Here is a 24,492-nt window from a genome sequence, read left to right on the forward strand (position 1 = left end):
AGATGACTTTTTCTGTTCCGGACGGTTGGCGCCGACTTAGCAAGCTCTGGCGAAAATGTCACCAAGCCCGACGATGAATTTGATTTAGAGGCAGGAGGGTCGCGGTACGATCACCAGCCGCCGCCGCCGCCACCGCCGCCACCGCCGCCGGAAAAACCGCCGCCCGTGGAAAAGCCCGACGACGAGGATTTCGGCGGGGGCGGCAAGGAGGAGGTCATGGTGTCGGCCATCGAGCCGGCAAAGCCGCCGATCCGATCCCCGAACGAACTCGATCCGAAGCCATCGCCATGGTACCAGGCAGGCTGGTAGGCGGCAGTGGCAGCTGGCCCGGCAGCGGCAGCCAGCAGCCAGTGATCGAAGGTTTGCGTCCACGGCTTTTCCACCCCAAGCGCAACGGCATAGGGCAACAGGGTCTCGAAATGCCGGGGCGACATTTCGGGCGCACCTTGCATATTCATCCGATCCTTCTCGGCAAGCGTCATGTATTGCCTGAGGCCGTCGATGCCATCCATCATCCGGGTACCGAGCGGCGTCGGCGCGCCCATCAGGAAGAAGAACAGCACGTTGACAAGTACGATGCCGCCGATCGCAAACAGCAGCGGCAGCTCGTCGGTCTCGGAGGCGGAGTAGAAGACGACCGCAAGGATGCTTGAAAAGATGGTGAAGGCGACGAAGCCGATGAAGGCGATCACCACGATCGACATGATCCGGCTCATCAGGCTCTTTTCGCGCCGCAGGGATTTGCCGAAGGAAACGGCGAAGATGGAAACGAAAAAGGCGATGAAGACGGGGACGATCACCAGCGGGATGCTGTCCTCGCTCAAATCGCCGAACAGGAACACCGCGGCGATCGCAAGAACCGAAAGCAGCACCCCGGCAATGATGTAACCGGTGTTGGCCAGATAGTATTTGCCGCGGTGCTCGCGCTCCATGGCATTGCGGAAGTCGGCACCCGTCGCCTGCACCTTCGTGCCATTGGCCCTGTCGATCTTCAACTTGCCGCCGGCGGCATTGACGGCCTTCATCAGGCTCGCCTCGCCGGTCGGCAGCTTTTCGCTGCTGCCCTTGCCGGTCGCGGCAATGATGATGGCGCTCTTCAGATCTTCAAGGACGACATGGCCCTTCACCGCGAGGCTGAGCGCCGATGCCGACAGAGCCGTCCACCCCTCGCCGGAAAAGCCCCTGTTGTCGATATAGTTGACAAGCGCCGGCGAAATGCCCTCAGGCGCGTCCCAGCGCGGCACCATCACGCCGCGCGCCGGGTCCCGGCCCACCTTCAGCCAGGCGCGGCCATAGTAGAGCGCCACCACCACGAGACCTGCTCCAGCAATGACAAGCGCCATATGATCGCGCAGCCACCAGGTGTTTTCCTGGCTCGTGGTCGGCTGGTCGATGCTGCCCTTCGGCATCTTGACCGCGATCGTCAGACCCTCCTTCGGCTCGAGCCGCCGGGTGGTTGCAAAGAAGATTTCGCTGCCTTCCTCCGACGCCAGCGCGTCCTTGCCGGTTGCGCCATAACCGCCGGTGAAAACGTCGAGTGCCTCGGGCCGCACCCCTTCCGGCAGATTGACGGTTGCGCTCGCCTCGTCGATCGGGAACGCCCATTCGGTGCCGGTCACGTTCCAGTAGAGTTCGTCATGATCGTCGAAGAAGCGGATCTGCCGGCTGGTCTCATAGGTGAACTGGAACGTATGCTCGCCGTGTGGCAGAAAGACCTCGGCAGAGCCGGTGTAGATGCGGATGCCGCCCGAGATCGATTCGGTGCGGTAGGGCTCCTCCTCGCCGTCGCGTTCGACCGAAAGCAGCTTGAAATCCACCTTGCTGCGGCGGCCCTTGGCATCGGTGAAGGTCAGCGGCAGGTCACGAAAGATGCCCCGCCGGATCTGGTTTCCCTCGACATTGGCGGTGATCGTCTCGGTGACCGTCAGCGTTCCGTTCTCGGCGACATCGATCACCGAATGATAGGACGAAAACACCTCGTCCGCCCGGCCGACACCCGCTGTCGCCAGCAGGAAGAAGAAGATGCCAAGCAGGGCGACGAAACGGGTCATGCGGTCTCAGACCTTTCGATCGATCTTGAGGAGCGGTTTCATGGTTTTTCGCGTCTCATGGCGGAAAACCGCTTCGCACTCTTCCTGGAAAAGCTTTGAGGCGCGAGATCAAGGACGATCACCGGTGAAGGTAACGCCAAGCGATGCAAGCGCATCCCAATAGGCAGGATAGGTCTTGGCGACGCAGCCGGGGTCCTCGATGGCAATGCCGTGGATCTTGAGCCCGGCAAGGGCGAAGCTCATGGCGATGCGATGGTCGGCAAAGGTGTCGATCGACGCCGGCAATGTCTGGCCGGCGAGCGCCGGATCGGAGGAGACGATGAGATCGTCGCCCTCTTCGTGGGCAAGCCCCGGACGGATCGCGGTCAGGCCGAGCGACAAGGCACGGACACGGTCGCATTCCTTCACGCGCAGATTGGTGAGCCCGACGAAGCGCACGGGCGTCTCGTTGAAGGCGGCAAGAACGGCGATCGTCGGTATCGCGTCCTGCATCTGCGATCCGTCGATGACGGCGGGAAGATGCGGGAAGCTGGAAATGACGGCGTGGGCGCGTGCGTCAGGCTGCGAGAACACCGAGGCAGGAACGCCGAGATCGATGGCCCCTCCGGTCAATACTTCCGCGGCCCAGAGATAGGTCGCGGCCGACGCGTCAGGCTCGATCACGAAGTCGGCGGCGCGATAGCCCGTCGGCGCGACCTGCCAGATGGATAGGCTCAACTGCTCGACCTCGGCGCCGAACGCACGCATCGCCGCAACCGTCAGATCGATGTAGCCGCGCGCGCCGATTTCGTCGCCGGCAAGCTCGATGCGGACAGGGCCCTTGGCGCCAGGGGCAGCCATCAGCAGAGCCGATACGTATTGGCTGGAAAGGCCAGCGTCGATTTCGATCCGTCCGGCGGGAAAGCCGCCCTTGCCATTGACGGTGACCGGCGGGCATCCGGTTTCGGACGTCACCTCGACGCCGAGCGTGCGAAGCGCGTCGACGAGCGGCTTGATCGGCCGCTTGCGCATGTGCTGGTCACCATCGACGACAACCGGGCCGTCGACCAGAGCGGCGGCGGCTGTCAGGAAGCGCGTCGCAGTTCCCGCATTGCCGAGGAACAGGGGCGCGGACGGCGACGCAAGCCGGCCGGTTCCGGTAACGACGAATGTCGTGTCGTCCGGTTCGCTGACCTCAACGCCCATCGCCCGCAAGGCATCGGCCATATAGCGCGTGTCGTCGCTCTTCAGCGCACCCGTCAGCCGGCTCGTGCCCTTGGCCAGACCCGCGAGAAGCAGCGCCCGATTGGTGATCGACTTCGAACCCGGCGGGCGAACGTGGCCGCGCAGGGGGTGGTCGGTCGGCAGGATGGTCAGCTTCTTCACGGTATCACTCATGCTCGGGTCTCTTTATGCAAGTAGCGCCGAGGCTGTCGGCCTCGGCAGGCGTGTCTCTTATCAGCAGGTGGCGTAATCGGGTAACGTCCCCGATCAGAATTTGACTTGCGGCACCGCGCGATCCGCCTCGTTGGCGATCTCGAAATAGCCGGCCTTCACGAAGCGGAAGGCGTTGGCGATGAGGTTCGACGGGAAGCTCTCGACCTTGACGTTCAAGTCGCGTGCCGCTCCGTTGTAGTAGCGGCGCGACATCTGGATCTCGCCCTCGATCGTCTCCAGCGAGCGCTGCAGTTCCGCGAAGTTCTCGTTGGCCTTGAGATCCGGATAGGCTTCGGCGAGGGCAAAGAGCTTGCCGAGCGCTTGCGACAGGGCGCCTTCAGCGGCTGCCCGCCCCTCGACATCACCTGCTGGAACGGCCTGAGCGCGATTGCGCATCGCGATCACCTCTTCGAGCGTCGACTTCTCGTGCGCTGCGTATCCTTTAACCGTCTCGATCAGGTTGGGGATGAGGTCGGCGCGTCGCTTGAGCTGCACGTCGATACCCGACCAGGCTTCCTCGGCGATCTGCCGTGCCTTGACGAGGCCGTTGTAGACGAAAACGAGATACAGGATCACGGCGACGCCGATGGCCAGACCAATCATGGGATACCTCCAAAAAACTCGGCAGAGATTAGCACCGGCTTTCCAGCTTCAAAGACCTTTCTGCAGCATTCGGGCGGAGAAACGCACTCCTCCCCAAATGCAAGCCGAAGGCGCTGAACACACTGTTCACCGCTACGGCCTATCCCCAGACCAAAACACCTCGATTCCTGTTCCATCGGGAACCGCAGGGATCCGGACGATGGGCGATAGTCGCGCCATCGAACAACCCCGGATACGAAGTGAAGACCATGAAAACGCTCGCAACCCTCATCAACGTGATCGCCTTTTCGGCGCTCTTCGTTGCCTATGCGAGCGTCGGTTCGGCCGAAAGACCGACTGGTGTCCGCCGGGCGCTGCAGACCTACTCCGGTCAGGTTTACACCGGCACCTACCCCACGCTGAAGCCCGTCTGGAAGATCAGCGTCGACGCCAGCGACACGATCTGAGATCTACAGCGTCGCGCGTCTTATTAGACGCGCGACGCTGCAGCACTTTGAATGGCTGCATGTTTTTATCCTTAAATCGAATAGGATTTAAGGAAACATGCAGTAGCCTCGAGCTATCCGCGTCGCAATCGCGTCGGCAGCTTCATCTGCGCCGAGATTGGTGACGTCGAGCTCGATGAGCTGGTCGCATTTTCCTTTCAACAGAGCGTGCCGGCCTCTGAGATCGATCAGCACCTGCGGATCGGTCAGTTTGTGGACCTTGGAGCGGCCGGCGCGCGTCAGCCGCTTCAGGTTTTCCTCTATCGAACAGTCGAGAACGACCGCGACGAAACGGGCGCTGCGCTCGCTAGCCAGCGCCACATAGTCTTCGAACGCCCGGCTGTCGAATGCGTCATCCGACAGCGCATCGGTGAAGAGGAAGGATTGACCGGCATCGGCCTGGCGCACATGGTCGAGCACCGCCGTTCTGATCGTCGCCCGCAGCGACCAATAGAGCGGCGTGCCCCTGGTAAACAGTGCCTCGGCCGGATTGATCAGCGTATGGTTGTCGGCAAGCCTCGCGCCGAGATGATCGGCGAGATGGCGTGCGATGGTCAGCTTTCCGGTGCCCGGCCAGCCATTGATATGAACGATGAGGCTGGCTGGCTCGGCGATCAAGCGGCGTCCCGGTTGAGGTTCGCGCCGCCGGCATCGGTCAGCAGGAACGCCTCGCCACAGGCCTTTGCCAATGTGCGGACGCGCAGAATGTAGCTTTGCCGCTCGGTGACCGAAATCACCCCGCGCGCATCGAGCAGGTTGAAGACGTGGCTCGCCTTGATGCACTGGTCGTAGGCGGGGAAGACACACTTGTGCAGGTGGTTGTTTGTGCCGTTGCCCGGCGCGCCGGCCGCCAGCAGAGCCTGGCACTCTACCTCGGCATCGATGAAGTGCTGATGCAGCATGGCGGTGTTGGCGTATTCGAAGTTGTACCGCGAATATTCCTGCTCCGCCTGCAGGAACACGTCGCCATAGCTGATCTTCTCGTCGCCTTCGCGGCCGTTGAAGTTCAGATCATAGACGTTGTCGACGCCCTGGACATACATCGCCAGACGCTCGAGACCGTAGGTCAGTTCACCAGCAACCGGAGAGCATTCGATGCCGCAGACCTGCTGGAAATAGGTGAACTGCGACACTTCCATGCCGTCGCACCAGCATTCCCAGCCAAGGCCCCAGGCGCCCAGCGTCGGGCTTTCCCAGTCGTCCTCGACGAAGCGGATATCGTGCAGCAACGGGTCGAGGCCGATCGCCTCCAGCGAGCCAAGATAAAGCTCCTGCAGGTTGGACGGGTTCGGCTTCAGGATCACCTGATATTGATAATAGTGCTGAAGACGGTTCGGGTTCTCGCCATAGCGGCCGTCGGTCGGGCGACGGGACGGCTGGACATAGGCTGCGCGCCACGGACGGGGACCGAGCGCACGCAGCGTCGTTGCCGGATGAAACGTACCGGCACCGACTTCCATGTCGTAGGGCTGCAGCACCGCGCAACCCTTGTCGGCCCAATAGTTGTGCAGCGTCAGGATCAGAGCCTGGAACGAGCGCTTGGGGTTCATGTGGTCGGGCAGCGAGGCGGTGGTCATGGGGAACGTCCGAATTCTTCACGAAATGAGAGCCGGACAGGTGCCACGCCGGGCGACAGGGGTCAAGCGCTGAGGCGGCTCTCCGTGCACGCAAAGGTGCACGAAAAATCTCAGTCGTCTTCGCGCTTGAGCCGGTATTCGCCGGTCTCGGGATCCTTGACGAGGGTTCCGCTCGCGCCGGTCTGCTGCTCGCGGCGCGTCTGGTCGCGCTGACGCGTCAGCTTCTGGGCATCCGCAATGAACTTGCGGTAGCCGATCCATAGAACGAAGCCTGCGATCAGGAGCAGGATAAGCTGCGGCATCTTTCCTCCCTACTGCATATTTTTATCCTTAAATCGAAGTCGATTTAAGGATAAAAATATGCAGCCATTCAAAGTGCTACAGCGACATTTGCGCGTCTAATAAGACGCGCGGCGCTGTAGGCTCGTCGCACCGGTCGCGGCTCAAAGCCCGAAACGCGCCCACAATGCCCTTTCCTCTACTGCTTCGGCAAGACCCGCCATCGCAGAAGCCGCGATCGGTGCAGCGATATCGCCGGCAATCGATGCGCCGGTCTGGCGCCGCCCGAAAAGGCTGCGCGCCGGCTGGATCAGTTCGAGCCGCGCCTTCTCGCCATAGCGCTTCTTCACCTCGCCGCGCAGATCGCCGAGGCCGTCGATCAGACCCAGTTCCAATCCGCGCCGCCCAGTCCAGAAAAGCCCGGAAAAAACGTCGGGATGGTCGGCCAGCAGCTGTCCGCGGCGGGCCTTCACCATCTGGATGAAGGTGTCGTGGATATCGAGCTGCAGGCTCTTCAGGAACTCGATGTCGCGTTCTTTCTCTGGCTGGAACGGGTCGAGCATGACCTTGTTCTCGCCGGCGGTATAGACGCGCCGCTCGACACCGATCTTCTTCAACAGTTCCGGAAAGCCGAAGCCGCCGGAGACGACACCGATGGAACCGACGATCGACGTCGGATCGGCGATGATCTCGTCGCCGGCAAGCGCGATCATGTAACCGCCGGAAGCGGCCACGTCCTCGACGAAGACGAGCACGCGCTTCTTCTTTTCCTGGGCGAGATCGCGGATGCGCTGGTAGATCAGTCGCGACTGCACCGGCGAACCGCCGGGAGAGTTGATCGAAATCGCAACGGCCGGAGCCTCCTTCACCGCGAAGGCCTTCTCCAGCAGCGGCGCGACTGAGGCCAGATTGAGTGCCGGACGAAACTGGCCACCACCGGCCATGATTGCGCCGTGAAGCCGCACGACGGGGATGGCAATGCCATCCCGCCGAAAACGCCTCGGCATCAGCCTTTTGAAGAACCCGGCCATTTCAACTCCTGCAATACGAACACTTGTTCCTGCATGTATGCACTGGTCGTCCAAACGCAATGCCGGATACGGTAAATCAACGGCGCCGATAGGCAGCGCGTCCGTTGTTGAGATCGTCGACATCGCCGGCAAAGCGATGGGCGCCCTCCTCGTGCACCATCAGCGGCGCTCGCAGCACCAGCCGCTTGCGGCTCTGCTTGATCGCGGTCACGAGGATGCGCACGGCATTCTCGCCGGTGCGCGGATGCAGCGGCGTAATCTCGATACCGCCGAAGCGGCGGCCACAGGCGGCAATGATATCCGCGATCGATTCCGGCCGGGCGATCAGCGACAATTGTCCGCCCGGCTTCATGATCGCACCCGCCGTCTTGATCCAGATCTCGAACAGGCCGTCGCTCATCGCATGCGCCTCTGCCTTGAGGCTGTCCGGCGTGCGGCGGTCGGAAGCATCGTTGAAAGGGGGGTTCATGATCACGTGATCGAAGGCATCGTCGGGCAAGCCGGCGGCACGGCGCGCCCTGCCGGTAAGCGCAACGTCCGCCTCGATCACCGACACCCGCTCGGCGAAACGCCCGTTTTCGGGAAGCGCGAGGCTTCGGCGTGCAAACGCCGCCATGGTCGGCGAACGCTCCACCAGCACGACCTCGGCCAGATCGAGCCGCGAGGCGACCGCCATGCCGGCCGCACCCGCTCCGGCGCCAAGGTCGGCCACACGGCAGGCGCGGTCAGAAGCAACCAGCGAAGCGAGCAACATCGCATCCATGCCGGAGCGATGTCCCTGCCCCAGCGGCTGCACGACATGGAACCTGCCGCGGTGGAAAGCATCGACCGTCTCAGACTCGACAAGCGTCATAGGTCCTTCGCTCATGGCCGATCGTCACACATAGGCGCCGACGAACCGCTGATCATGCCCGCAACTCCGCTTCCAACCCCGCTTCGACGAGGATGCGGCGCGCGGCATCGGCATCGTCGTCCGGCACGAGGAAACGGCGCGGCAGCAGGCCCAGCGATCCCTCCAGAATGCTCATGCCCTGATCGGCGATCAGGCTGTTGATACCGGCGTCCTTCATCAAGCTCTCGGCAAAAGAGAGCAGAACGACGTCGTTGGTGCGGATCAATTCCTTCATCCAGCGGTTTTTCCTGTCCTATTTCAGCAAGCGGGACAATTCGCCTCTTGCCGCACGTGCCCCCCCTTCCTATTGTCGAAAGCGACAATGAAAACAGGAGTCCCGGTGTTGGGCGTAGTGATACCGCTGGAAGACAGCAAAAACAAACTGGCGTCCGTGAAACCGCTCGTTGACTTGACGTCTCCCGACATGGAACGCGTCAACCAGCTCATCCTGTCGAGGGCCGGGTCCGACGTCCAGATGATTCCTGAGGTCGCCAACCACCTGATTTCCTCCGGTGGAAAGCGCCTGCGACCGATGCTGACGCTCGCCTCCGCCGCGATGTTCGGTTACGAGGGCGACGCTCACGTCAAGCTCGCCACCAGCGTCGAGTTCATGCATACGGCAACGCTGCTGCATGACGATGTCGTGGACGAAAGCGACCTGCGCCGCGGCAAATCCACCGCTCGGACGATCTGGGGCAACCAGGCAAGCGTGCTCGTCGGCGACTTCCTGCTCGGCCAGGCCTTCCGCATGATGGTCGATGTCGGCTCGCTCGATGCGCTCGACGTGCTGTCGACCGCTGCGTCGGTGATCGCCGAGGGCGAGGTGCTGCAGCTTTCCGTCGCCAAGAACATGGAGACGACCGAGGACGACTATCTCCAGGTCATCCGCGCCAAGACCGCAGCGCTGTTCGCCGCGGCCGCAGAAGTCGGGCCGATCGTCGCCCAGACCAGCAAATCCGACCGCAATGCGCTCAAATCCTACGGCATGAATCTCGGCCTCGCCTTCCAGCTCGTCGACGACGTGCTCGACTATGGCGGTTCTGCCAGCGATCTCGGCAAGAATGTCGGCGACGATTTCCGCGAAGGCAAGATCACCCTTCCGGTGATCCTGTCCTATCGTCGCGGCACACCGGAGGACCGCGCCTTCTGGCGTCAGGCGATCGAAGGCGGCGACAGCAGCGATGCCAACCTTGAAAAGGCGCTCGGCCTGATCAAGCGATATGGGGGCCTAAGCGATACCATCGCCCGTGCCCAGCACTATGGCACGATCGCGCGCGATGCCTTGGCACCGCTCCCGGTTTCGCCGTGGAAATCGGCGCTGGTCGAGGTCATCGACTTCTGCATCGACCGGGTCAGCTGACGCGCGCGCCCGGCCGAACCTGGACATCCAAGAGGAATTTCTTGCCGCGTTGCGCCAAAAAAGCCATTCTGTTCCTCAAGAGTTGTGCCAGGCAACACGTGGCTGATTCCAAAACAACCCTCAGTCGTGCGCAAGGCCGAGAGATCGGCAATGAAAGGTTTGACATGCGGCAAAAGACGATCCTCCGCCTTCTCAGCGGCGCTGCACTGATGGCTCTTGCCTCGGTCAGCGGCAGCTACCAGGCTTTCGCCGAGGAAAAGGCCGCCGTCGAAGAGACCGAGCCTTTCGACATCACGTCCGTCAACACCTTTGCAGGTGCGTTCCTGGCTGCCCGCACGGCCGACACGGACCGTGACTTTGCCGCAGCCAACGAGCTTTACCGCATCGCCCTGCAGTTCGAGCCGAACAACAACGAAGTCAAGCAGCGGCTGATGATCACCCTGCTGATGGCCGGCAAGTTCGACGATGGCGCCAAGATCGCCGAGCAGTTGAAATCCGATCCCGCTGTCGAGCGCATCACCACCGTCATCCGTGCGATCGAGGCGATCCGCAAGCGCGAATACCGCAACGCGCAGAAGCTCTTGAACTATGAGGGCCCGAACGACCTCGACCGGCTGATGAACGGCCTGCTTTCGGCCTGGGCCAAATTCGGCCAGGGCAAGCCCAAAGAGGCGCTGGCGCAGGTCAACGGTCTCGAAGGACCGGACTGGTTCCGCGTATTCAAGAATTATCATGCCGGCGCGATCGCCATCGCTTCCGGTGACAAGGCCACCGCTCGCGCCAAGCTCAACGACGCGATCCTCGATCGCGAAGGCGGCAGTGCTGCGCCTGACACGTTCATGCGGGCGGTCGAGGCATTGGCGCGCTTCGAGGCGCGCGAAGGCAACAAACAGAAGGCGCTCGACACGGTCGCCGTCGGCGAGAACATGGTCAACAACTACACCCCGCTCGAGGCACTTCGGAAAAACATCGAGACCGGCCTACCCCAGGAGCAGCAGGTTAAGAACGCATCGCAGGGTGCGGCAGCCGTGCTGTTTTCCATCGGCGGCGCGCTCAACCGTGAAGGCGCCGAAGACATCGTCTCGCTCTATCTGCAGACGGCGCGTCGTCTCGACCCTGACAGCGCCGACATTCTCGTGATGCTTGCCGGCATCGCCGAGAACCTGAAAAAGCCGAAGGAAGCGATCGAGCTTTACCAGAGCGTGCCCGAGGCTTCGCCGATGCGCCGCCTGTCCGAGCTGCAGCTTGGCCTCAGCCTTGCCAGCATCGGCAAGGTGGATGAAGCCAAGAAGCACTTGAAGGCGCTGATCGACGTCGACCCGAAGAATATCCGCAACTATCTCGCCTATGGCAGCGTGCTTTCCGATGCCAAGGACTACAAGGAGATGGGCGAGCTTTACGACCGCGCCGTCGACGCGATCGGCCCTGTGCCGAAGCGCAGCGACTGGACCGTGTTCTTCCAGCGCGGCATCGCCTATGAGCGCCAGAAACTCTGGGACAAGGCCGAGCCGAGCTTCCGCAAGGCCCTGGAACTCAACCCGGATCAGCCGCAGGTGCTGAATTATCTCGGCTATTCCTGGGTCGACATGAACATCAATCTGGAACAAGGGCTCGACATGATCCGCAAGGCGGTCGAGTTGAAGCCGGACGACGGCTACATCGTCGATTCGCTCGGCTGGGCCTATTTCCGCATGAACCGCTTCGACGATGCGGTGGTCGAGCTTGAAAAGGCAGCCGAGCTGATGGCCGGCGACCCGACCATCAACGACCATCTCGGCGATGCCTATTGGCGCGTCGGCCGCAAGCTGGAAGCCGTGTTCCAATGGACCCAGACGCTTGAGCTGAAGCCCGAAGAGGAAGAGATCCCGAAGATCAAGGCCAAGATCGAAAACGGCCTGCCGGCGCTTAAGGAAGTGGTTCCGGCCTCTGCCGACGCCAAGGAAACAGCGCCGAAGAAGGTCACCCCGGAGGCGCCTGCGCCGGACAAGAAGTCCTGATCACAGCATGCTTCAAGGCGAGATTGCGGGCTTCGCGCTGACACGGGCGGCGCCCGCCAAGATCAACCTGGCACTGCATGTCGTCGGCCAACGGGCCGACGGCCACCATCTTCTCGAAAGTCTCGTCACCTTTGCCGATCGCGGCGACCGGATCGGCCTGACTCCGTCGGAGCAGGACCGTTTCACTCTGTCCGGGCCATTCGCCGCCGAATTGTCGACGACGGGTGACGACCAGGATGGCAATCTCGTGCTCAAGGCGCGGGACCTGCTGCGCCAGGCTCTGGCATCGCAGGGCGTCGACACCGGCCCGGTCCACATTCATCTCGAAAAGAACCTGCCCATCGCCTCGGGCATCGGCGGCGGGTCCGCCGATGCGGCCGCAACGCTTCGCGGCCTTCTCGACCTCTGGAAGACCGGCATCGAACCGGCGTTGCTCGCCGCCTTGGCGCTGAAACTCGGCGCCGACGTGCCAATGTGCCTAGACGGCAGGTCGCTTATTGCCAGTGGCATCGGCGAAGAGATCACCCCTGCCATTGAGCTTCCCTCCTTCCCGATCGTGCTGGTCAATCCTCTGGTCGCGGTCTCGACGCCGGTGATCTTCCGGACGCTGGAAAAGAAGAACAACCCACCGCTTGTGATCCCGGATGGCCTCGGCTCCCCTGCGGCCTGGCTTTCGGCCATGGCGGCGATGCGCAACGACCTGGAGCCGCCGGCGCGCCGGCTGCAGCCGGTAATCGCCGACGTCTCCGGCGCGCTGGCAACAACCGGAGCCGCGCTGGTGCGGATGTCCGGTTCAGGCGCCACCTGCTTCGGCCTGTTCGACAGCGACGAAAGCGCGCAGCGCGCCGCCTACACTCTTTCTGCCGCCCATCCTGAATGGTACGTTCTCGCCGGCAGAACCGTGGGCAGAGGGAAATAGAATGGCCGGGATCAATGACAATCGCCCTTTCGTCCCCGTCGGCATCGCCATACTGACAGTGTCCGACACGCGCACGCTGGCCGACGACAAATCCGGCGACACGCTTGAGGCGCGGGTGCGCGACGCCGGTCATCGTCTGGAGGCACGCGCAATCGTGCCGGACGATCGGCAAAGGATCCGCGATCAGGTGGAGGCCTGGACGCTCGACGAGACAATCGACGTGGTGATCACCACCGGCGGAACAGGCTTCACCGGCCGCGACGTCACGCCGGAGGCGCTCGAACCGCTGTTCGAGAAACGCATGGATGGCTTCTCCGAAGTTTTTCACCGGATTTCCTACGAGAAGATCGGCACCTCGACGATTCAGTCGCGCGCGACAGGCGGTGTCGCCAACGCCACCTTCATCTTCGTCCTGCCGGGGTCCCCCGGGGCCTGCAAGGATGCCTGGGACGGCATTCTCAAGCAACAACTCGACTACCGGCACATGCCGTGCAACTTCGTCGAGATCATGCCGCGGCTCGACGAGCATCTGAAACGGGGCTGACGCCTCAATCGGCGACCCAATTGTGCCGCGAGACAAGCCTGTTCCCTGGGGAACTGCGAAACCCGCAACCGCCTGCTACAGCTTCCAACGTCAGCTCGCATTGAGGGATCGCAACGAGATCCGAGCAAATCCTTCGACCGGAGCAAAGACGGCCCATCGCCGATGTCCCCCCAAGCGATGGGAACAAAAACATACGACGCGCGGCTCGCCCGGTCGCTCGGACAAGACTTTGCTAGCAAGGAAATTTGGTAGCCGCTTGGAGGTGCCGTCCGCAGGACAGGCACCTTTTTTGTTGGAGCGAATTTACTCTAGGCGCTCTGCCTGCTGTCAACGGCGACCCAGGCGGGGACAAGCTCCGTCGCAAGCTTTCGAACGGCGCGGATATTCGTCATTTCGCCCAGCGGCATCTTCCCGCGCGCGATCGCCAAGGCGTCGCGCTTGTGCACGAGGAAGCCCGCCTCCAGCGGCTTTACGCGCCGCGCGAGACGATGCAGCAACGGCTTGCGGTGCATTCGCGATGGCGAGAAACGGGCCGGCCCCTTGTGAAGCGACACATACTCGACGAGCTCATCCACCCAGCGCCCTATCGGCCGAGCACCGGGCTCAAGCAGCATCAGCCACTCGCCGCGCGCGGAGCGCACGATTTCGCCCAGATCCCAATCGACGCAGAAACGGCAGCCGGCGGCATCTGCCACGCGCACCGACCCGTCCTTCGAGCCATGATCGAGGATGATGACATCGCTGACCAAACCTTCGACGGCGCCTGCCACGAGCACGGACAGCGTCTGTGCCAGTTCCGCCTCGTTGTCACGTGTTTCCATGATGATCGTCAGCATAGCTGTTCCTACCGCATTGCAGCGTAAAATGCTACATCCGCGTGGCATGACCGCGCCCGCGATTTGTCCGATCGCCAAGTCATGCCGGTCGCTCTCGTTTCAGCACGCGCGATTTTTGTTCTTGAATTGTTCTTGTTTTCGCGATAGGAAAATAATCAGAACAAAACGGGATCAAACGGGTGATCCCTCGGAGATTCCGATGAAAGAGCTGTCTCAGATCAGGCAGGGTGCGCTTGCACCCGCCAACACGGCAGAGGTTGCCGAAGCATTGATGAGCGGGACCGGTCTCAGGATCGAGAATGACCGTCGCCGCGGGCGGGGTGCCGGACTGAACATGTCGGGCCGCTTTGAGCCGCAGGCGCGCGAGGTCTTCGACGACGGTTGGGAGAGCCTTGAGGACCTGCCTCCCTTCAAGACCGAGGTGCAGGTGGAAAAGCCGCGCTCGGTGATCAGCCGCAACGATTCTCCCGACATTTCCTTCGATCGCTCGATCAACCCTTATCGCGGCTGCGAGCATGGATGCATTTATTGTTTTGCCCGTCCGACACATGCCTATATGGGGCTTTCGGCCGGCCTCGATTTCGAGGCGAAGCTCTTTGCCAAGCCCGACGCCCCACGCCTGCTGGAGCGCGAGCTCGCCCGCACGGACTACAAGGTGAGGCCGATTGCGATCGGCACCAACACCGATCCCTACCAGCCGATTGAGAAGGAATGGCGGATCATGCGCCAGATCCTCGAAGTGCTGCAGGCCGCCAACCATCCTGTCATGATCGTGACGAAGTCGGCGATGGTGACGCGCGACATCGATCTGCTTGCACCGATGGCAGAAAAGGGACTTGCACGGGTCGGCATTTCGGTGACGACGCTCGACCGAAAGCTGGCGCGTACGATGGAGCCACGTGCTTCGACCCCTTCCAAACGACTGGAAGCGATGCGCGCCCTCACCGAAGCCGGCATTCCGACCGGCGTGCTGGTGTCGCCGATCATCCCGGCCCTCAACGATCATGAGATCGAACGGGTTTTGGAAGCCTCCCGATCGGCAGGAGCGCTGGAAGCGACCTATGTGCTGCTGCGCCTGCCGCTGGAGGTCAGCCCGCTCTTTCGCGACTGGCTGCTGCGGAACTATCCGGACCGCTATCGGCACGTCATGTCGCTTATCCGCTCGATGCGTGGCGGCAAGGATTATGACGCCGAGTTCGGCAAGCGCATGAAGGGCGCCGGTCCCTATGCCTGGCAGATCGGCCGCCGGTTTGAACTTGCGGCCAAACGCCTCGGTCTCAACCTCAATCGTCGACAGTTGCGCGACGACATTTTCGTGCCGCCACTCGGAACCGGCGTCCAGCTATCGCTGCTCTAGAGCATTTCCAGGAAAAGTGCGAAGCGGTTTTCCGTCAGGAAATGCGTAAAAACAAGGAGATAGAGCGTTCCGCGATTCCGTCTAAATCGGAACGCCCTAGCGGCAATCGGTATTGCGTATGTCGCTGGAGAAGTGGAGTTTTCGACCGCTCAGGTCAGGAATGCGAGGTGTGGCCTGAAGGCAAGATAACCTCAATGGTTGGCCGGAATGGGCAGGCATCGGTCTTGAGACGCCCGGTTCCCTGGATCGGCTGCGATTTGGGAAGCAGGTCACGGCGCAAGTTCATGCGAGCAGCGTCCCTCGCGCGTCATATCTGGCGCGCGGCGACAGAATTGAATTCCGGCGTCTCCTCCGTGCCTCATCAGGATGACGCTGGCATACCCCCCGGCCGCCGCCGCACTCAGATCGGGGGACTTGAAGAGAATCGGTCGATCATGCGAGTTTCGCCGCATGTCACATCGCAGATCGACCGATTCTCCCCTTTTCCCGGATATTATCCTTGCGCCCGATTTCAGCTTTGAACTGGCTGCCAGAAGGGACGGCGCCTGGCCGGTCGCTGGCGCCGACGAGGCCGGCCGAGGGCCGCTTGCCGGACCCGTCGTTGCCGCCGCGGTCATCCTCGACCCGGATGCCATCCCCGAAGGCCTGAACGACAGCAAAAAATTGAGCGCCGCTGAGCGCGAACGGCTGTTCGATGAGATCCTGGCAACCGCCACCGTTTCCATCGCCTCTTCCTCGGCCACCACGATCGATACCATCGATATCCGCAAGGCAAGCCTCGAGGCGATGCGACGGGCCGTCGACGGCCTGTCCCTGACCGCGCGTTTCGTGCTGGTCGATGGCCGCGATGTTCCGCCCGGTCTTGGCTGTCACGCCAAGGCGGTGGTCAAGGGCGACGCCCGCTCGCTCTCGATCGCCGCGGCATCGATCGTCGCCAAGGTGACGCGCGACCGGATGATGGAACGGGCCGATGTCGCTCACCCCGGCTACGGCTTTGCGGCTCATGCCGGCTACGCGACAGTGGTGCATCGCAAGGCAATCGATGCCAAGGGCCCCTGCCCGCTGCATCGCATGAGCTTCCGTCCGCTGCGCAAGGATTGACGTTCGGCATCGTTGAAACCTCGCCGTCTGGATCGACACAAACCGATGCCGATGGCGGCCCCCCCGGAAGGTGCGCTTGACGGCGCAGCGCGTCATAGACGGAGACAGACGAGCGGTGACGCGGCAGGCTTTGCTGTAGCCATGTCTCCGCCCCCTGCCGAGCCGCTCCGGTCACCGCATCTGCGGTAATCCGCCGCCCGCCCCTGACCATCGGCCGGCGTTCCGCGGGGTTTCCCCCCTTATCGAGCCCAAACAGGTTCCGGACGTCACGGAAGACATCCCGAACTGGCGCTCGCACGCATCACCCAAGGCTATCCCAAAAACAAAAAGCCCCGCACGTGGCGGGGCCTTTAAATCGTATCTTGCAGCCGAGGCTTAGTTCAGGCGCGACTTGACTTCGCCAAGTGCCTTCTTGAACAGCTCGCTCTGGGCGCCGGCGTCAGCCTTGGCAGCAACAATCTTTTCGGCAGCGCTGATGGCCAGATCGACGGCAGCCGAACGAACGGCGTTGATCGCGTCGCTTTCGGCCTGCTTGATCTTCTGTTCCGACAGCGCGGTCCGGCGGGTGACGAATTCTTCCGTCTTCTGCTTGGCTTCGGCGGTCAGCATTTCTGCTTCGCGCTGGGCAGCGGCAACGATACCGGCAGCTTCCGCTTCGGCATCCTTGCGCTTGCGCTGGTATTCGGCAACGAGGGCCTGGGCTTCTTCGCGCAGGCGCTTGGCTTCCGCCAGTTCGTTGCCGATCTTGTCGGCGCGTCCGTCGAGCGCCTTGCCGATCATGCCCGGAACCTTGAGGTAGGCAATCAGGACGAAGAACAGGATCAAGCCGACGAGGGCATAGAAGGTCGCATCAAGATGCATGGTTCAGTGCTCCTCAGTTAACGGCCGATGCCTTGACGGCAGCGACGATCTCAGCCTTGGTGACGGTGCCACCAATGAGCTGCTTGACGACGGCCGTTGCAGTTTCCTCGGCGATAGCGCCGACGTCTGCGAGTGCCTTGGCCTTGATGTCGGCGATGCGGTCTTCCGCAGCGGCGATCTTCTTGGAAAGATCGGCTTCGACAGCGTTGCGGTCGGCGACAGCCTTGGACTTGGCAGCTTCGCGCGCGCCGTCTGCAATCTGATGACCCTTGGCCTTGGCAGTTGCCAAATCCTGCTCATAGGATGCGATGGCAGCGTCAGCTTCGCCCTTCAGGCGCGACGCTTCGTCGAGATCCTGAGCGATGCGGTCGTGACGGGTTTCAAGAATTCCGCCGATGCGCGGAATGATGACCTTCGACATCAAGAGATAGAAGAGGCCAAACGTGATCGCGAGCCAGAGCAGCTGCGATGCGAAATGGGTCGAATCAAAGGGCGGGAACACGCCGGAGCCAGCCTCGCCTTCGTGGGCCACACCCGTTTCGGTGTGCACCTCACCGGCCGCAGCGGCATCGTGTGCTTCGGCGCCTTCAGTGGTGGTTGACTGCTGGGCATAGGCCGCGGTCACAAACATGCTCACCTCCAGGTGCACTCAAGAATATGCGCGGCCGCGACCCTTTGACAGGTCGCGGCCGAAACTCCAGCCGTTATTAGACGGCGAAGAGGAGGAGCAGGGCTACGAGCAGCGAGAAGATGCCCAGAGCTTCCGTAACGGCGAAGCCGAATACGAGGCGGCCGAACTGGCCGTCAGCAGCCGACGGGTTGCGCAGCGCGCCAGAGAGGTAGCTGCCGAAGATGTTGCCGAGGCCGAGAGCCGTGCCGGCCATACCGAGGCAAGCCAGACCTGCGCCGATGTACTTTGCTGCTTCCGCTTCCATGATTGAACTCCTTCGAATGGTGTTGCGGCTTAGGATTGCGCTTCCGACGGAGGACCGGCCGGAAGCAAGCGACTGTATTCCTTAGTGGCTTCCGGGATGGACAGCGTCGTTGAGGTACATGCAGGTCAGTACCGCGAAGACATAGGCCTGGAGGAAGCAGACGAGGAATTCAAGACCGGTGATAGCGACGGTCATGATGAGCGGCAGGATCGCACCACCGATGCCGAGCGCGCCAAGGGCGCTCAGGGAGGTGACGAAGCCAGCGAAAACCTTCAGCGTGATGTGGCCGGCCAACATGTTGGCGAAGAGACGGACCGAAAGGCTGATGGGACGGGAAAGGAACGAGATGATTTCGATCGACACGACCAGCGGCAACAGGATGCCCGGCACGCCGTGAGGCACGAAGAGCTTCAGGAAGCCGAAGCCATGCTTGTAGAAACCATAAAACAGCACCGTGCCGATGACGAACAGCGCCAAGGCGAAGGTGACGATGATCTGGCTGGTGATGGTGAAGAAGTAAGGGAACATGCCGAGCAGGTTCGCCGTCAGGATGAACATGAACAGCGAGAAAACCATCGGGAAGAACTTCATGCCGCCGCTGCCAGCGCCTTCGCGCAGCATCGAAGCGATGAATTCATAGGACATTTCCGAAACCGACTGCATGCGCGTCGGGATCAGCCCGCGCTGCGATGTGGTCAGATAAAGGAAACCGGCAGCGGCACCCACGGTCGCAACCATGAACAGCGACGCATTGGTGAAGGAAAAGTCAATTCCGCCAATTTCGATCGGGACAATCTTGTTGACCAGGAACTGGTGGGTCGGATCGTTTGACACCGCGCTTCTCTTTCGTTCTGCCCGCCTTTAGAGCGGATACCGTGTTTTCCGGGCGACGCCTCAGGCGTCATCTCCGTCCGTCTTGTCATTCCCAGAACTGCGCTTGACCGAGTCGAGTGTCGCCACCATCCCCGCCGAACGCAGTACATTCAACACACCGGCGCAAAAGCCAAGGAGCAGGAAAATGATCATGCCCCACGGCCCTGTACCCGCAAAGTGGTCCAAAAGATAGCCCAGAAACGCCCCAACCACGATGCCAGCGATGAACTCGCTGGAGAGCTTCATTGCCGCCGCATAGCCTTTGCGGCTTTCAGCGGCTCGGGCTTCAGCACCATCCGGCTCACTGGGTCGCTTGGACTCAATCTTTTCGCCGAGCTGCTTCAGCCTTGCTTCCAGACTTTCTTCGGGTTTCTCCGTCACGTGGCTCTCCCCTTGTTGTCCCACACGGTCACGACCATGATTTCGGCCACACAAAAGGCTGCTGTTCAAGCCACGTTTCAGCCCCATTTGAAGTCGCGCGCAACATAGTTTTAGGCTTCCGCATAGTCAAGGCGTGCAAAGCGCTTCGGCGTGGACAATATTTTTCAATGATTTCATCCACTTGATAGCATTCGACGCCATCATACTGACAGACAAGGCCGGGAATCGGCAGATCGCGAGCCAGAATCTCCGGCCCGCGATCGGTGCTTGTGCGCAAGGGGTCGGCAGCTGAACTGGTCAGCTCCAGCCGCCGCCGTAGGTCCGGTAGAAGACGTGCAGGCCGATCTTGCCGACACGCTTCATCGTCTTTGCCCAGGCCGGGTTTACATAGGTTGCGTGATAATGTGTTGCTGAGCCGACTTCGGGCAGCCAGATCTTGCCGGCGGTGACCGCCATGGCAACTTCCTTTGCTTCCTTCCAGTGCGAGCGGGAATAGATCAAATCGCGGATCATGTCGCAGGCGAATGAGAACTGGCAGCGATTGCGCCATGCCTTGTTCTGATAGACGACGCCGCAGATCGTCTTCGGATAGGTCGGATTGCGCACCCGGTTGAGAATCACCTGTGCGACGGCCGCCTGGCCTTTCAGCGGTTCGCTGCGCGCTTCGAAGTAGATGCCTTCGGCGAGGCATGTCTGCTCTTCCTTGCTGAAGACGCCCGCCGGTAGCGGGGTCGCGGCCCAGGCGTGGTCCTCGGGAGAGATATCGGGAATGAAACGTCCGGCATTCTTGTCCTCGCGCAGGATCGAATCGAAGGGCGATTCACGCGCATAGTCCGGCTCGGGCCGGACATAGGCAGTCGCAAGAATGTCGGGCTTGTCGTTGGTGACAAGCTTGGCCAGCATCGGCGAGACGCCGGGATCCGTCTTCGGCGGCTTCTTCTTGTAGAAGGCCGTGGCGATCTCGATCTCCTTGCCTTTGATCTTCGGATTGGCGAAGACCATTTTTTCGGCGCCCTCGAAGCCGGGCTCCATCAGCGAACTCGTGCGCTGCAGGATCGAACCGGCGGTAAAATCCTTGGGTGGGGTGACAGGGGTGACGGCGACGATACGGCCCTTCTTGCCCTTGCGGTTGACGCGGTCTTCATCCGGCGTGCCGGCGTGCTTGCTTTCTGCGGTCAGAGCGACGCGGCTGCCATCGGGAAGATCGATACCGGCGCCGCCATCGAGCGCGCCCGTCGTGATCGGATCGGCAAAGACCATCTCGACTTCGTGGATCGATCCCGCTGGCGACGGCGTCATGTACATCCGCCAGCGCTCACCGCCACGATTGATACCGGACAGGAAGGTCGCAAGGTCGGAATAGGCCGCGACCGTGGGGAAACCGATATACACCGCAAGGCCAATGAGTGCCGGAGCCAGCCAGGCGGAGAAGTTAACACGAGATTCGCGACGCAGTTTGCTACTCTTACGCACCAACCGACTCCACGCAACGCTGATCGAAGGCACGGCTCTGCCCTCGCCGGCGATGAGCCAGCGGACAGGTTCCGCGCAGGACGCTAGGACAATGAAGCCGCCGGACGCTGTGCCGACGATGCTTCGTTCGAGCCTTGAAAATGAAGCATTAACCTTGATGTTTGGTTAATGCGTCTTCACTGAAAGGCCGGAAGAGCGGGCCTTGCGGCCCGCCGGCCGTCTTTGCAGCCGGTATCGTCAGATGATGACGTGCGAGCCGAGTTCGACGACGCGGTTGGTCGGCAGGCGGAAGTAGTCGGAAGGGTCGATCGCGGCATTGGCGAGCGCGATGAACAGGCGGTCCTGCCAATGCGGCATGCCGGACTGGGCGTCCGGTACCAGCTTGCGCCGTCCGAGATAGAACGACGTCGACATGATGTCGAACTTCAGCCCCGACTTGCGGAAGAGCCCCAGCGCCTGCGAGACGTTTTGCGTCTCCATGAAACCGAAGCGCATTTCGAGCAGGGTGAAGCGTTCGGAAAGCGGCTGCACGCTGACGCGTTCGGCCTTTGGCACTTTCGGCGTATTGGCGGTGCGGATCGTCAGGATGAAATTCTGCTGATGCAGCACGTGATTGTGCTTGATGTTGTGCAGCAGGGCCGCGGGCGTCGATTCCGGGTCGCTCGTCAGGAACACCGCTGTGCCGGGCACCGAAACCGGCGCATGTTCGCTCTTGCGCTCGATCGACTTGACGAAGCTTGCCAGCGGAATGTCGATATGGCGGGTCTTGGCATGGAGAATTTCCGTGCCGCGTTTCCAGGTCCACATGATCACGATGAAGGTCGCGGCGATCAGCACCGGCACGTAGCCGCCGTCATGGATCTTCAGCATGTTGGCGCCGAGGAAGACGAATTCCAGCGCGAACAGCGGCAGCAGCACGGCGCCGGCCCAGAGCGCCGACCAGTTCCAGCGCGCACGCAGGAACTCGAAGGAGAGAACTGTCGTGACCACCATCGCGCCGGTGACCGAGATGCCATAGGCGGTGGCGAGCGATTCCGACGAGCCGAAGACGAAGACCAGCGCCATGACGCCGAACATCAGCAGCGTGTTGACGTTGGGCAGATAGATCTGCCCCGTGTGTGTCTCCGACGTGTGGAAGATCGCCATGCGCGGCAGGAAGCCGAGGTGGATCGCCTGCCGCGTCAATGAGAATGCGCCCGTTATCACCGCCTGGCTGGCAATGATCGTCGCGAACGTCGCCAGGATGACCACCGGCAGCAGCGCCCATTTCGGGAACATCAGGAAGAACGGGTCCGACATCGCCTCGGGGTTCTTCAGGATGAACGCGCCCTGGCCGAGATAGTTGAGCGTCAGCGCCGGAAAGACGACCAGGAACCATGCCCACTGGATGGGCCGGCGGCCGAAATGGCCAAGGTCCGCATAGAGCGCCTCTGCGCCGGTCACCGTCAGGAACACGGCGCCGAGCACGATGATGCCGACATAGCCCTCATTGAACATGAAGCTGACGGCATAATAAGGATTGAAAGCCTTGAAGATCGACAGGTCGTCGGAAATGTGGACAAGGCCGATGCCACCCATGACCAGGAACCAGACGAGCGTGATCGGGCCGAAGAAGTTGGAGACCGCGGCCGTGCCCTTGGACTGCACGGCAAACATCAAGAGCAGGATGACCACGGCAATGGGAACGACATAGTCCGACAGCGCCGGGGTCACGAGTTTCAAGCCCTCGACGGCCGAAAGCACTGACAGAGCCGGCGTGATCATCGCATCGCCGATGAACAGCGCGGCACCGGCAATGCCCATGAAGAACAGGATGGCCGTGTGGCCATTCCCCGTTTTCATCAGCAGCGCCAGCAGCGAGAGCGTGCCGCCCTCCCCCTGGTTGTCGGCGCGCAGCAGAAACAGCACATATTTGATCGTGACGATGATCGTCAGCGTCCAGATCATCAGCGAGATCAGGCCGATGATTTCGACATCGGTGACGCCGTCGTGGGACACCGGGCGCAGCGCTTCGCGAAACGCGTAGAGCGGGCTGGTGCCGATATCGCCATAGACGACGCCGATGGAGCCGAGGCCGAGGACGAGCAGCCGGCGCAGGTCTTTCGACCCTTGTGTGGAAGGGGCATGCGATTGGGTCATGCGTGTCCTACAGGCTGTTACAGCCAGCCTTTCCAGCGAAAGAAGAAAAACGGTATCACGGCGGATATCACCATGGCAGCCAGCGCCCAGGGATAGCCGAGCGGCCATTCGAGTTCCGGCATGACGCGAAAGTTCATGCCGTAGACGGAAGCGACCAGCGTCGGCGGCAACAATACCACCGAAGCGATCGAGAAAATCTTGATGATGGCATTCTGCTCGACATTGATGAGGCCGAGAGAGGCGTCGAGCAGGAAGGTGATGTTGCCGGAGATGAACGACGCATGTTCCGACAATGTCTGGATGTCGCGCGAGATCGAGCGGCAAAGTTCGCGGCTGTCCTTGTCCGCCTGGACCTCGGGAACGGTGTAGACGAAGGTCAACAGGCGCGAGAGCGACGCGAGGCTATCGCGGGTCTTGGCGACCAGCCGGTGATGGCCGGCGACATCGCGCAGGCGCGCTTCCAGAAAATGCGGCGGACGACGTTTGACGACTGCCTTGTCGCCAAAGACCTGCAGCGACAGATCGTCGATCTTGCCCACGGCCTGCTCGAGAATTTCGGCAGTGCGGTCGGCAATCGTTTCGAGCAACCGGGTCAGCATCACCACACCGTTCGGACAGCCGCCCGGAATCCGATGCATTGCCGCCTTGAAGAGGGCGAAGGCACGCGGTTCGGCGTAGCGAATGGTCACAAGACGCCCGCCATGCAGGATGAAGGCAACGTCGGTGAGATCGGGAATATCGGTTTCCGAACGATAGACCAGCGACGCCGTCATGAACACGGCATCGGCCTCGGTATAGAGCCGGCTCGACGGCTCGATGTCCTTCAGGTCGTCGCGTGTCGGGATCGAGATGCCCAGAAGCTTCTCCATCATCAGATCCTCGGCCTTGCTCGGCTCGACGAGGTCGACCCAAACGATATCTGGCCGCAGGGCAACGAGCTCATCCGCCACCGACAGGGTGACAGTCTCACCGTTGGAGCAATAGCCCGTGATCATTCAGGCGCCCTTCCCGCAGCTGCGGCCCTGGGCAGAGGTGCGAACCCGAGCGAAAGTGAGCAACCGCATCGGCGCCACAGTATTCCCACAATCGAATTCCATCGGATGAAGCGTTCCGCCAGTCAGGACAAAATCCTCAACTCGGTCGTCGCGGGAGGACAAGATCTCCAGCGAGAGGGCGCTAAGTTGGGCACCTTCGCAAGTGCGGCACGGCATATGGCGCAATACAGACGCAAAATCAATGCCCCCTCGATACATGACACAGGCGCCGTCTACTGTTCCGGCGTCACCCTACTGCATGTTTCGCCGAATCGAAATCGGGGCGCGGACAAAATTGTGCCGCTATTCCAGGGGGCTGCAGCAGGCGACCGCCAAGTCGGGCTGCCA

General features: G+C 61.8%; 25 protein-coding genes. 7 read left to right on the forward strand and 18 right to left on the reverse strand.

The window, feature by feature from the left end:
- Nucleotides 1-110 precede the first annotated feature (110 nt).
- The 3 genes from ASD02_RS00125 to ASD02_RS00135 form a co-directional block, all read right to left on the reverse strand.
- Entirely contained in the window at nt 111-2,051 is a 1,941-nt protein-coding gene (locus tag ASD02_RS00125; protein WP_025426119.1) for a DUF2207 domain-containing protein, read from the reverse strand.
- A 108-nt stretch (nt 2,052-2,159) separates the two neighbouring features.
- Nucleotides 2,160-3,428 carry a 3-phosphoshikimate 1-carboxyvinyltransferase gene (aroA, locus tag ASD02_RS00130; RefSeq protein WP_057221876.1) on the reverse strand — a complete coding sequence of 423 codons (1,269 nt, stop codon included), beginning with the start codon at nt 3,426-3,428 and terminating at the stop codon, nt 2,160-2,162.
- Nucleotides 3,429-3,521: 93 nt separating this feature from the next.
- Nucleotides 3,522-4,070, reverse strand: coding sequence for a LemA family protein (locus tag ASD02_RS00135; protein WP_025426117.1), 549 nt, complete (start codon nt 4,068-4,070; stop codon nt 3,522-3,524).
- A 248-nt stretch (nt 4,071-4,318) separates the two neighbouring features.
- Here ASD02_RS00135 and ASD02_RS00140 point away from each other — a divergent pair, with 248 nt between their 5' ends.
- A complete protein-coding gene (locus tag ASD02_RS00140; RefSeq protein WP_025426116.1) occupies nt 4,319-4,516 on the forward strand; it encodes a hypothetical protein in 198 nt (65 codons plus the stop codon).
- Nucleotides 4,517-4,603: 87 nt separating this feature from the next.
- Here the strand turns inward: ASD02_RS00140 and ASD02_RS00145 are convergent, their stop codons facing one another.
- The 6 genes from ASD02_RS00145 to ASD02_RS00170 all read right to left on the reverse strand — a co-directional run bounded on the left by ASD02_RS00145 (nt 4,604) and on the right by ASD02_RS00170 (nt 8,569).
- Nucleotides 4,604-5,173: an AAA family ATPase gene (locus ASD02_RS00145; protein ID WP_025426115.1), complete on the reverse strand. Its 570-nt coding sequence runs from the start codon at nt 5,171-5,173 to the stop codon at nt 4,604-4,606.
- Complete coding sequence (locus ASD02_RS00150) at nt 5,170-6,132, reverse strand: glycine--tRNA ligase subunit alpha (protein WP_025426114.1); 963 nt, start codon at nt 6,130-6,132, stop codon at nt 5,170-5,172. Before ASD02_RS00150 ends, ASD02_RS00145 begins: the two co-directional genes overlap by 4 nt.
- 110 nt (nt 6,133-6,242) lie before the next feature.
- Nucleotides 6,243-6,434: a membrane protein gene (locus tag ASD02_RS00155; RefSeq protein ID WP_025426113.1), complete on the reverse strand. Its 192-nt coding sequence runs from the start codon at nt 6,432-6,434 to the stop codon at nt 6,243-6,245.
- A 141-nt stretch (nt 6,435-6,575) separates the two neighbouring features.
- The gene (locus tag ASD02_RS00160; protein WP_025426112.1) at nt 6,576-7,442 is read right to left on the reverse strand and encodes a S49 family peptidase; all 867 of its coding nucleotides are present in this window, start codon (nt 7,440-7,442) and stop codon (nt 6,576-6,578) included.
- Nucleotides 7,443-7,518: 76 nt separating this feature from the next.
- Entirely contained in the window at nt 7,519-8,295 is a 777-nt protein-coding gene (locus ASD02_RS00165) for a methyltransferase (RefSeq protein WP_025426111.1), read from the reverse strand.
- A 52-nt stretch (nt 8,296-8,347) separates the two neighbouring features.
- Nucleotides 8,348-8,569, reverse strand: a complete 222-nt coding sequence (locus ASD02_RS00170) for a DUF2007 domain-containing protein (RefSeq protein ID WP_025426110.1) — start codon at nt 8,567-8,569, stop codon at nt 8,348-8,350.
- A 108-nt stretch (nt 8,570-8,677) separates the two neighbouring features.
- Here ASD02_RS00170 and ASD02_RS00175 point away from each other — a divergent pair, with 108 nt between their 5' ends.
- The 4 genes from ASD02_RS00175 (at nt 8,678) to moaB (ending at nt 13,154) form a co-directional block, all read left to right on the forward strand.
- The gene (locus tag ASD02_RS00175) at nt 8,678-9,694 is read left to right on the forward strand and encodes a polyprenyl synthetase family protein (RefSeq protein ID WP_025426109.1); all 1,017 of its coding nucleotides are present in this window, start codon (nt 8,678-8,680) and stop codon (nt 9,692-9,694) included.
- 164 nt (nt 9,695-9,858) lie between these two features.
- Nucleotides 9,859-11,691: a tetratricopeptide repeat protein gene (locus ASD02_RS00180; protein WP_025426108.1), complete on the forward strand. Its 1,833-nt coding sequence runs from the start codon at nt 9,859-9,861 to the stop codon at nt 11,689-11,691.
- 7 nt (nt 11,692-11,698) lie between these two features.
- Nucleotides 11,699-12,610: a 4-(cytidine 5'-diphospho)-2-C-methyl-D-erythritol kinase gene (locus ASD02_RS00185; protein WP_025426107.1), complete on the forward strand. Its 912-nt coding sequence runs from the start codon at nt 11,699-11,701 to the stop codon at nt 12,608-12,610.
- A 1-nt stretch (nt 12,611) separates the two neighbouring features.
- A complete protein-coding gene (moaB, locus tag ASD02_RS00190; protein WP_025426106.1) occupies nt 12,612-13,154 on the forward strand; it encodes a molybdenum cofactor biosynthesis protein B in 543 nt (180 codons plus the stop codon).
- A gap of 308 nt (nt 13,155-13,462) precedes the next feature.
- Here the strand turns inward: moaB and ASD02_RS00195 are convergent, their stop codons facing one another.
- Nucleotides 13,463-13,990: a glycosyl transferase gene (locus tag ASD02_RS00195; RefSeq protein WP_025426105.1), complete on the reverse strand. Its 528-nt coding sequence runs from the start codon at nt 13,988-13,990 to the stop codon at nt 13,463-13,465.
- Between the two features lie 199 nt (nt 13,991-14,189).
- Here ASD02_RS00195 and ASD02_RS00200 point away from each other — a divergent pair, with 199 nt between their 5' ends.
- Together ASD02_RS00200 and ASD02_RS00205 are read left to right on the forward strand one after the other, a co-directional pair.
- Entirely contained in the window at nt 14,190-15,347 is a 1,158-nt protein-coding gene (locus ASD02_RS00200) for a PA0069 family radical SAM protein (protein WP_025426104.1), read from the forward strand.
- Nucleotides 15,348-15,797: 450 nt separating this feature from the next.
- A complete protein-coding gene (locus ASD02_RS00205; protein ID WP_025426103.1) occupies nt 15,798-16,448 on the forward strand; it encodes a ribonuclease HII in 651 nt (216 codons plus the stop codon).
- 375 nt (nt 16,449-16,823) lie between these two features.
- Here ASD02_RS00205 and ASD02_RS00210 read toward each other — a convergent pair whose 3' ends face one another.
- From ASD02_RS00210 to ASD02_RS00245, 8 genes are all read right to left on the reverse strand, one after another.
- Nucleotides 16,824-17,309 (reverse strand): F0F1 ATP synthase subunit B, encoded by a 486-nt coding sequence (locus ASD02_RS00210; protein WP_025426102.1) that lies wholly within the window; start codon nt 17,307-17,309, stop codon nt 16,824-16,826.
- 13 nt (nt 17,310-17,322) lie between these two features.
- Entirely contained in the window at nt 17,323-17,940 is a 618-nt protein-coding gene (locus ASD02_RS00215) for a F0F1 ATP synthase subunit B (protein ID WP_025426101.1), read from the reverse strand.
- Between the two features lie 76 nt (nt 17,941-18,016).
- Nucleotides 18,017-18,244, reverse strand: a complete 228-nt coding sequence (locus ASD02_RS00220) for a F0F1 ATP synthase subunit C (RefSeq protein ID WP_025426100.1) — start codon at nt 18,242-18,244, stop codon at nt 18,017-18,019.
- Between the two features lie 81 nt (nt 18,245-18,325).
- Nucleotides 18,326-19,078 (reverse strand): F0F1 ATP synthase subunit A, encoded by a 753-nt coding sequence (locus ASD02_RS00225; protein WP_025426099.1) that lies wholly within the window; start codon nt 19,076-19,078, stop codon nt 18,326-18,328.
- Nucleotides 19,079-19,138: 60 nt separating this feature from the next.
- On the reverse strand, nt 19,139-19,498 hold the full coding sequence (locus ASD02_RS00230) for an AtpZ/AtpI family protein (protein WP_025426098.1): 360 nt from the start codon (nt 19,496-19,498) through the stop codon (nt 19,139-19,141).
- Between the two features lie 297 nt (nt 19,499-19,795).
- Nucleotides 19,796-20,971, reverse strand: a complete 1,176-nt coding sequence (locus ASD02_RS00235; RefSeq protein ID WP_025426097.1) for a cell wall hydrolase — start codon at nt 20,969-20,971, stop codon at nt 19,796-19,798.
- 237 nt (nt 20,972-21,208) lie between these two features.
- A complete protein-coding gene (locus ASD02_RS00240) occupies nt 21,209-23,110 on the reverse strand; it encodes a potassium transporter Kup (RefSeq protein ID WP_025426096.1) in 1,902 nt (633 codons plus the stop codon).
- 17 nt (nt 23,111-23,127) lie between these two features.
- On the reverse strand, nt 23,128-24,105 hold the full coding sequence (locus tag ASD02_RS00245) for a magnesium transporter CorA family protein (RefSeq protein ID WP_025426095.1): 978 nt from the start codon (nt 24,103-24,105) through the stop codon (nt 23,128-23,130).
- Nucleotides 24,106-24,492: the final 387 nt, after the last annotated feature.

Source organism: Ensifer sp. Root1252 (assembly GCF_001425885.1).
GTDB classification, from domain to species: domain Bacteria; phylum Pseudomonadota; class Alphaproteobacteria; order Rhizobiales; family Rhizobiaceae; genus Ensifer; species Ensifer canadensis.

Bases quoted from the DNA above. Each gene is read 5' to 3' on its own strand.
- ASD02_RS00125 (WP_025426119.1), bottom strand. From the start codon at position 2,051: ATGACCCGTTTCGTCGCCCTGCTTGGCATCTTCTTCTTCCTGCTGGCG.
- aroA (WP_057221876.1), bottom strand. From the start codon at position 3,428: ATGAGTGATACCGTGAAGAAGCTGACCATCCTGCCGACCGACCACCCC.
- ASD02_RS00135 (WP_025426117.1), bottom strand. From the start codon at position 4,070: ATGATTGGTCTGGCCATCGGCGTCGCCGTGATCCTGTATCTCGTTTTC.
- ASD02_RS00140 (WP_025426116.1), top strand. From the start codon at position 4,319: ATGAAAACGCTCGCAACCCTCATCAACGTGATCGCCTTTTCGGCGCTC.
- ASD02_RS00150 (WP_025426114.1), bottom strand. From the start codon at position 6,132: ATGACCACCGCCTCGCTGCCCGACCACATGAACCCCAAGCGCTCGTTC.
- ASD02_RS00155 (WP_025426113.1), bottom strand. From the start codon at position 6,434: ATGCCGCAGCTTATCCTGCTCCTGATCGCAGGCTTCGTTCTATGGATC.
- ASD02_RS00160 (WP_025426112.1), bottom strand. From the start codon at position 7,442: ATGGCCGGGTTCTTCAAAAGGCTGATGCCGAGGCGTTTTCGGCGGGAT.
- ASD02_RS00165 (WP_025426111.1), bottom strand. From the start codon at position 8,295: ATGACGCTTGTCGAGTCTGAGACGGTCGATGCTTTCCACCGCGGCAGG.
- ASD02_RS00170 (WP_025426110.1), bottom strand. From the start codon at position 8,569: ATGAAGGAATTGATCCGCACCAACGACGTCGTTCTGCTCTCTTTTGCC.
- ASD02_RS00180 (WP_025426108.1), top strand. From the start codon at position 9,859: ATGCGGCAAAAGACGATCCTCCGCCTTCTCAGCGGCGCTGCACTGATG.
- ASD02_RS00185 (WP_025426107.1), top strand. From the start codon at position 11,699: ATGCTTCAAGGCGAGATTGCGGGCTTCGCGCTGACACGGGCGGCGCCC.
- moaB (WP_025426106.1), top strand. From the start codon at position 12,612: ATGGCCGGGATCAATGACAATCGCCCTTTCGTCCCCGTCGGCATCGCC.
- ASD02_RS00195 (WP_025426105.1), bottom strand. From the start codon at position 13,990: ATGCTGACGATCATCATGGAAACACGTGACAACGAGGCGGAACTGGCA.
- ASD02_RS00200 (WP_025426104.1), top strand. From the start codon at position 14,190: ATGAAAGAGCTGTCTCAGATCAGGCAGGGTGCGCTTGCACCCGCCAAC.
- ASD02_RS00205 (WP_025426103.1), top strand. From the start codon at position 15,798: ATGTCACATCGCAGATCGACCGATTCTCCCCTTTTCCCGGATATTATC.
- ASD02_RS00210 (WP_025426102.1), bottom strand. From the start codon at position 17,309: ATGCATCTTGATGCGACCTTCTATGCCCTCGTCGGCTTGATCCTGTTC.
- ASD02_RS00215 (WP_025426101.1), bottom strand. From the start codon at position 17,940: ATGTTTGTGACCGCGGCCTATGCCCAGCAGTCAACCACCACTGAAGGC.
- ASD02_RS00220 (WP_025426100.1), bottom strand. From the start codon at position 18,244: ATGGAAGCGGAAGCAGCAAAGTACATCGGCGCAGGTCTGGCTTGCCTC.
- ASD02_RS00240 (WP_025426096.1), bottom strand. From the start codon at position 23,110: ATGACCCAATCGCATGCCCCTTCCACACAAGGGTCGAAAGACCTGCGC.
- ASD02_RS00245 (WP_025426095.1), bottom strand. From the start codon at position 24,105: ATGATCACGGGCTATTGCTCCAACGGTGAGACTGTCACCCTGTCGGTG.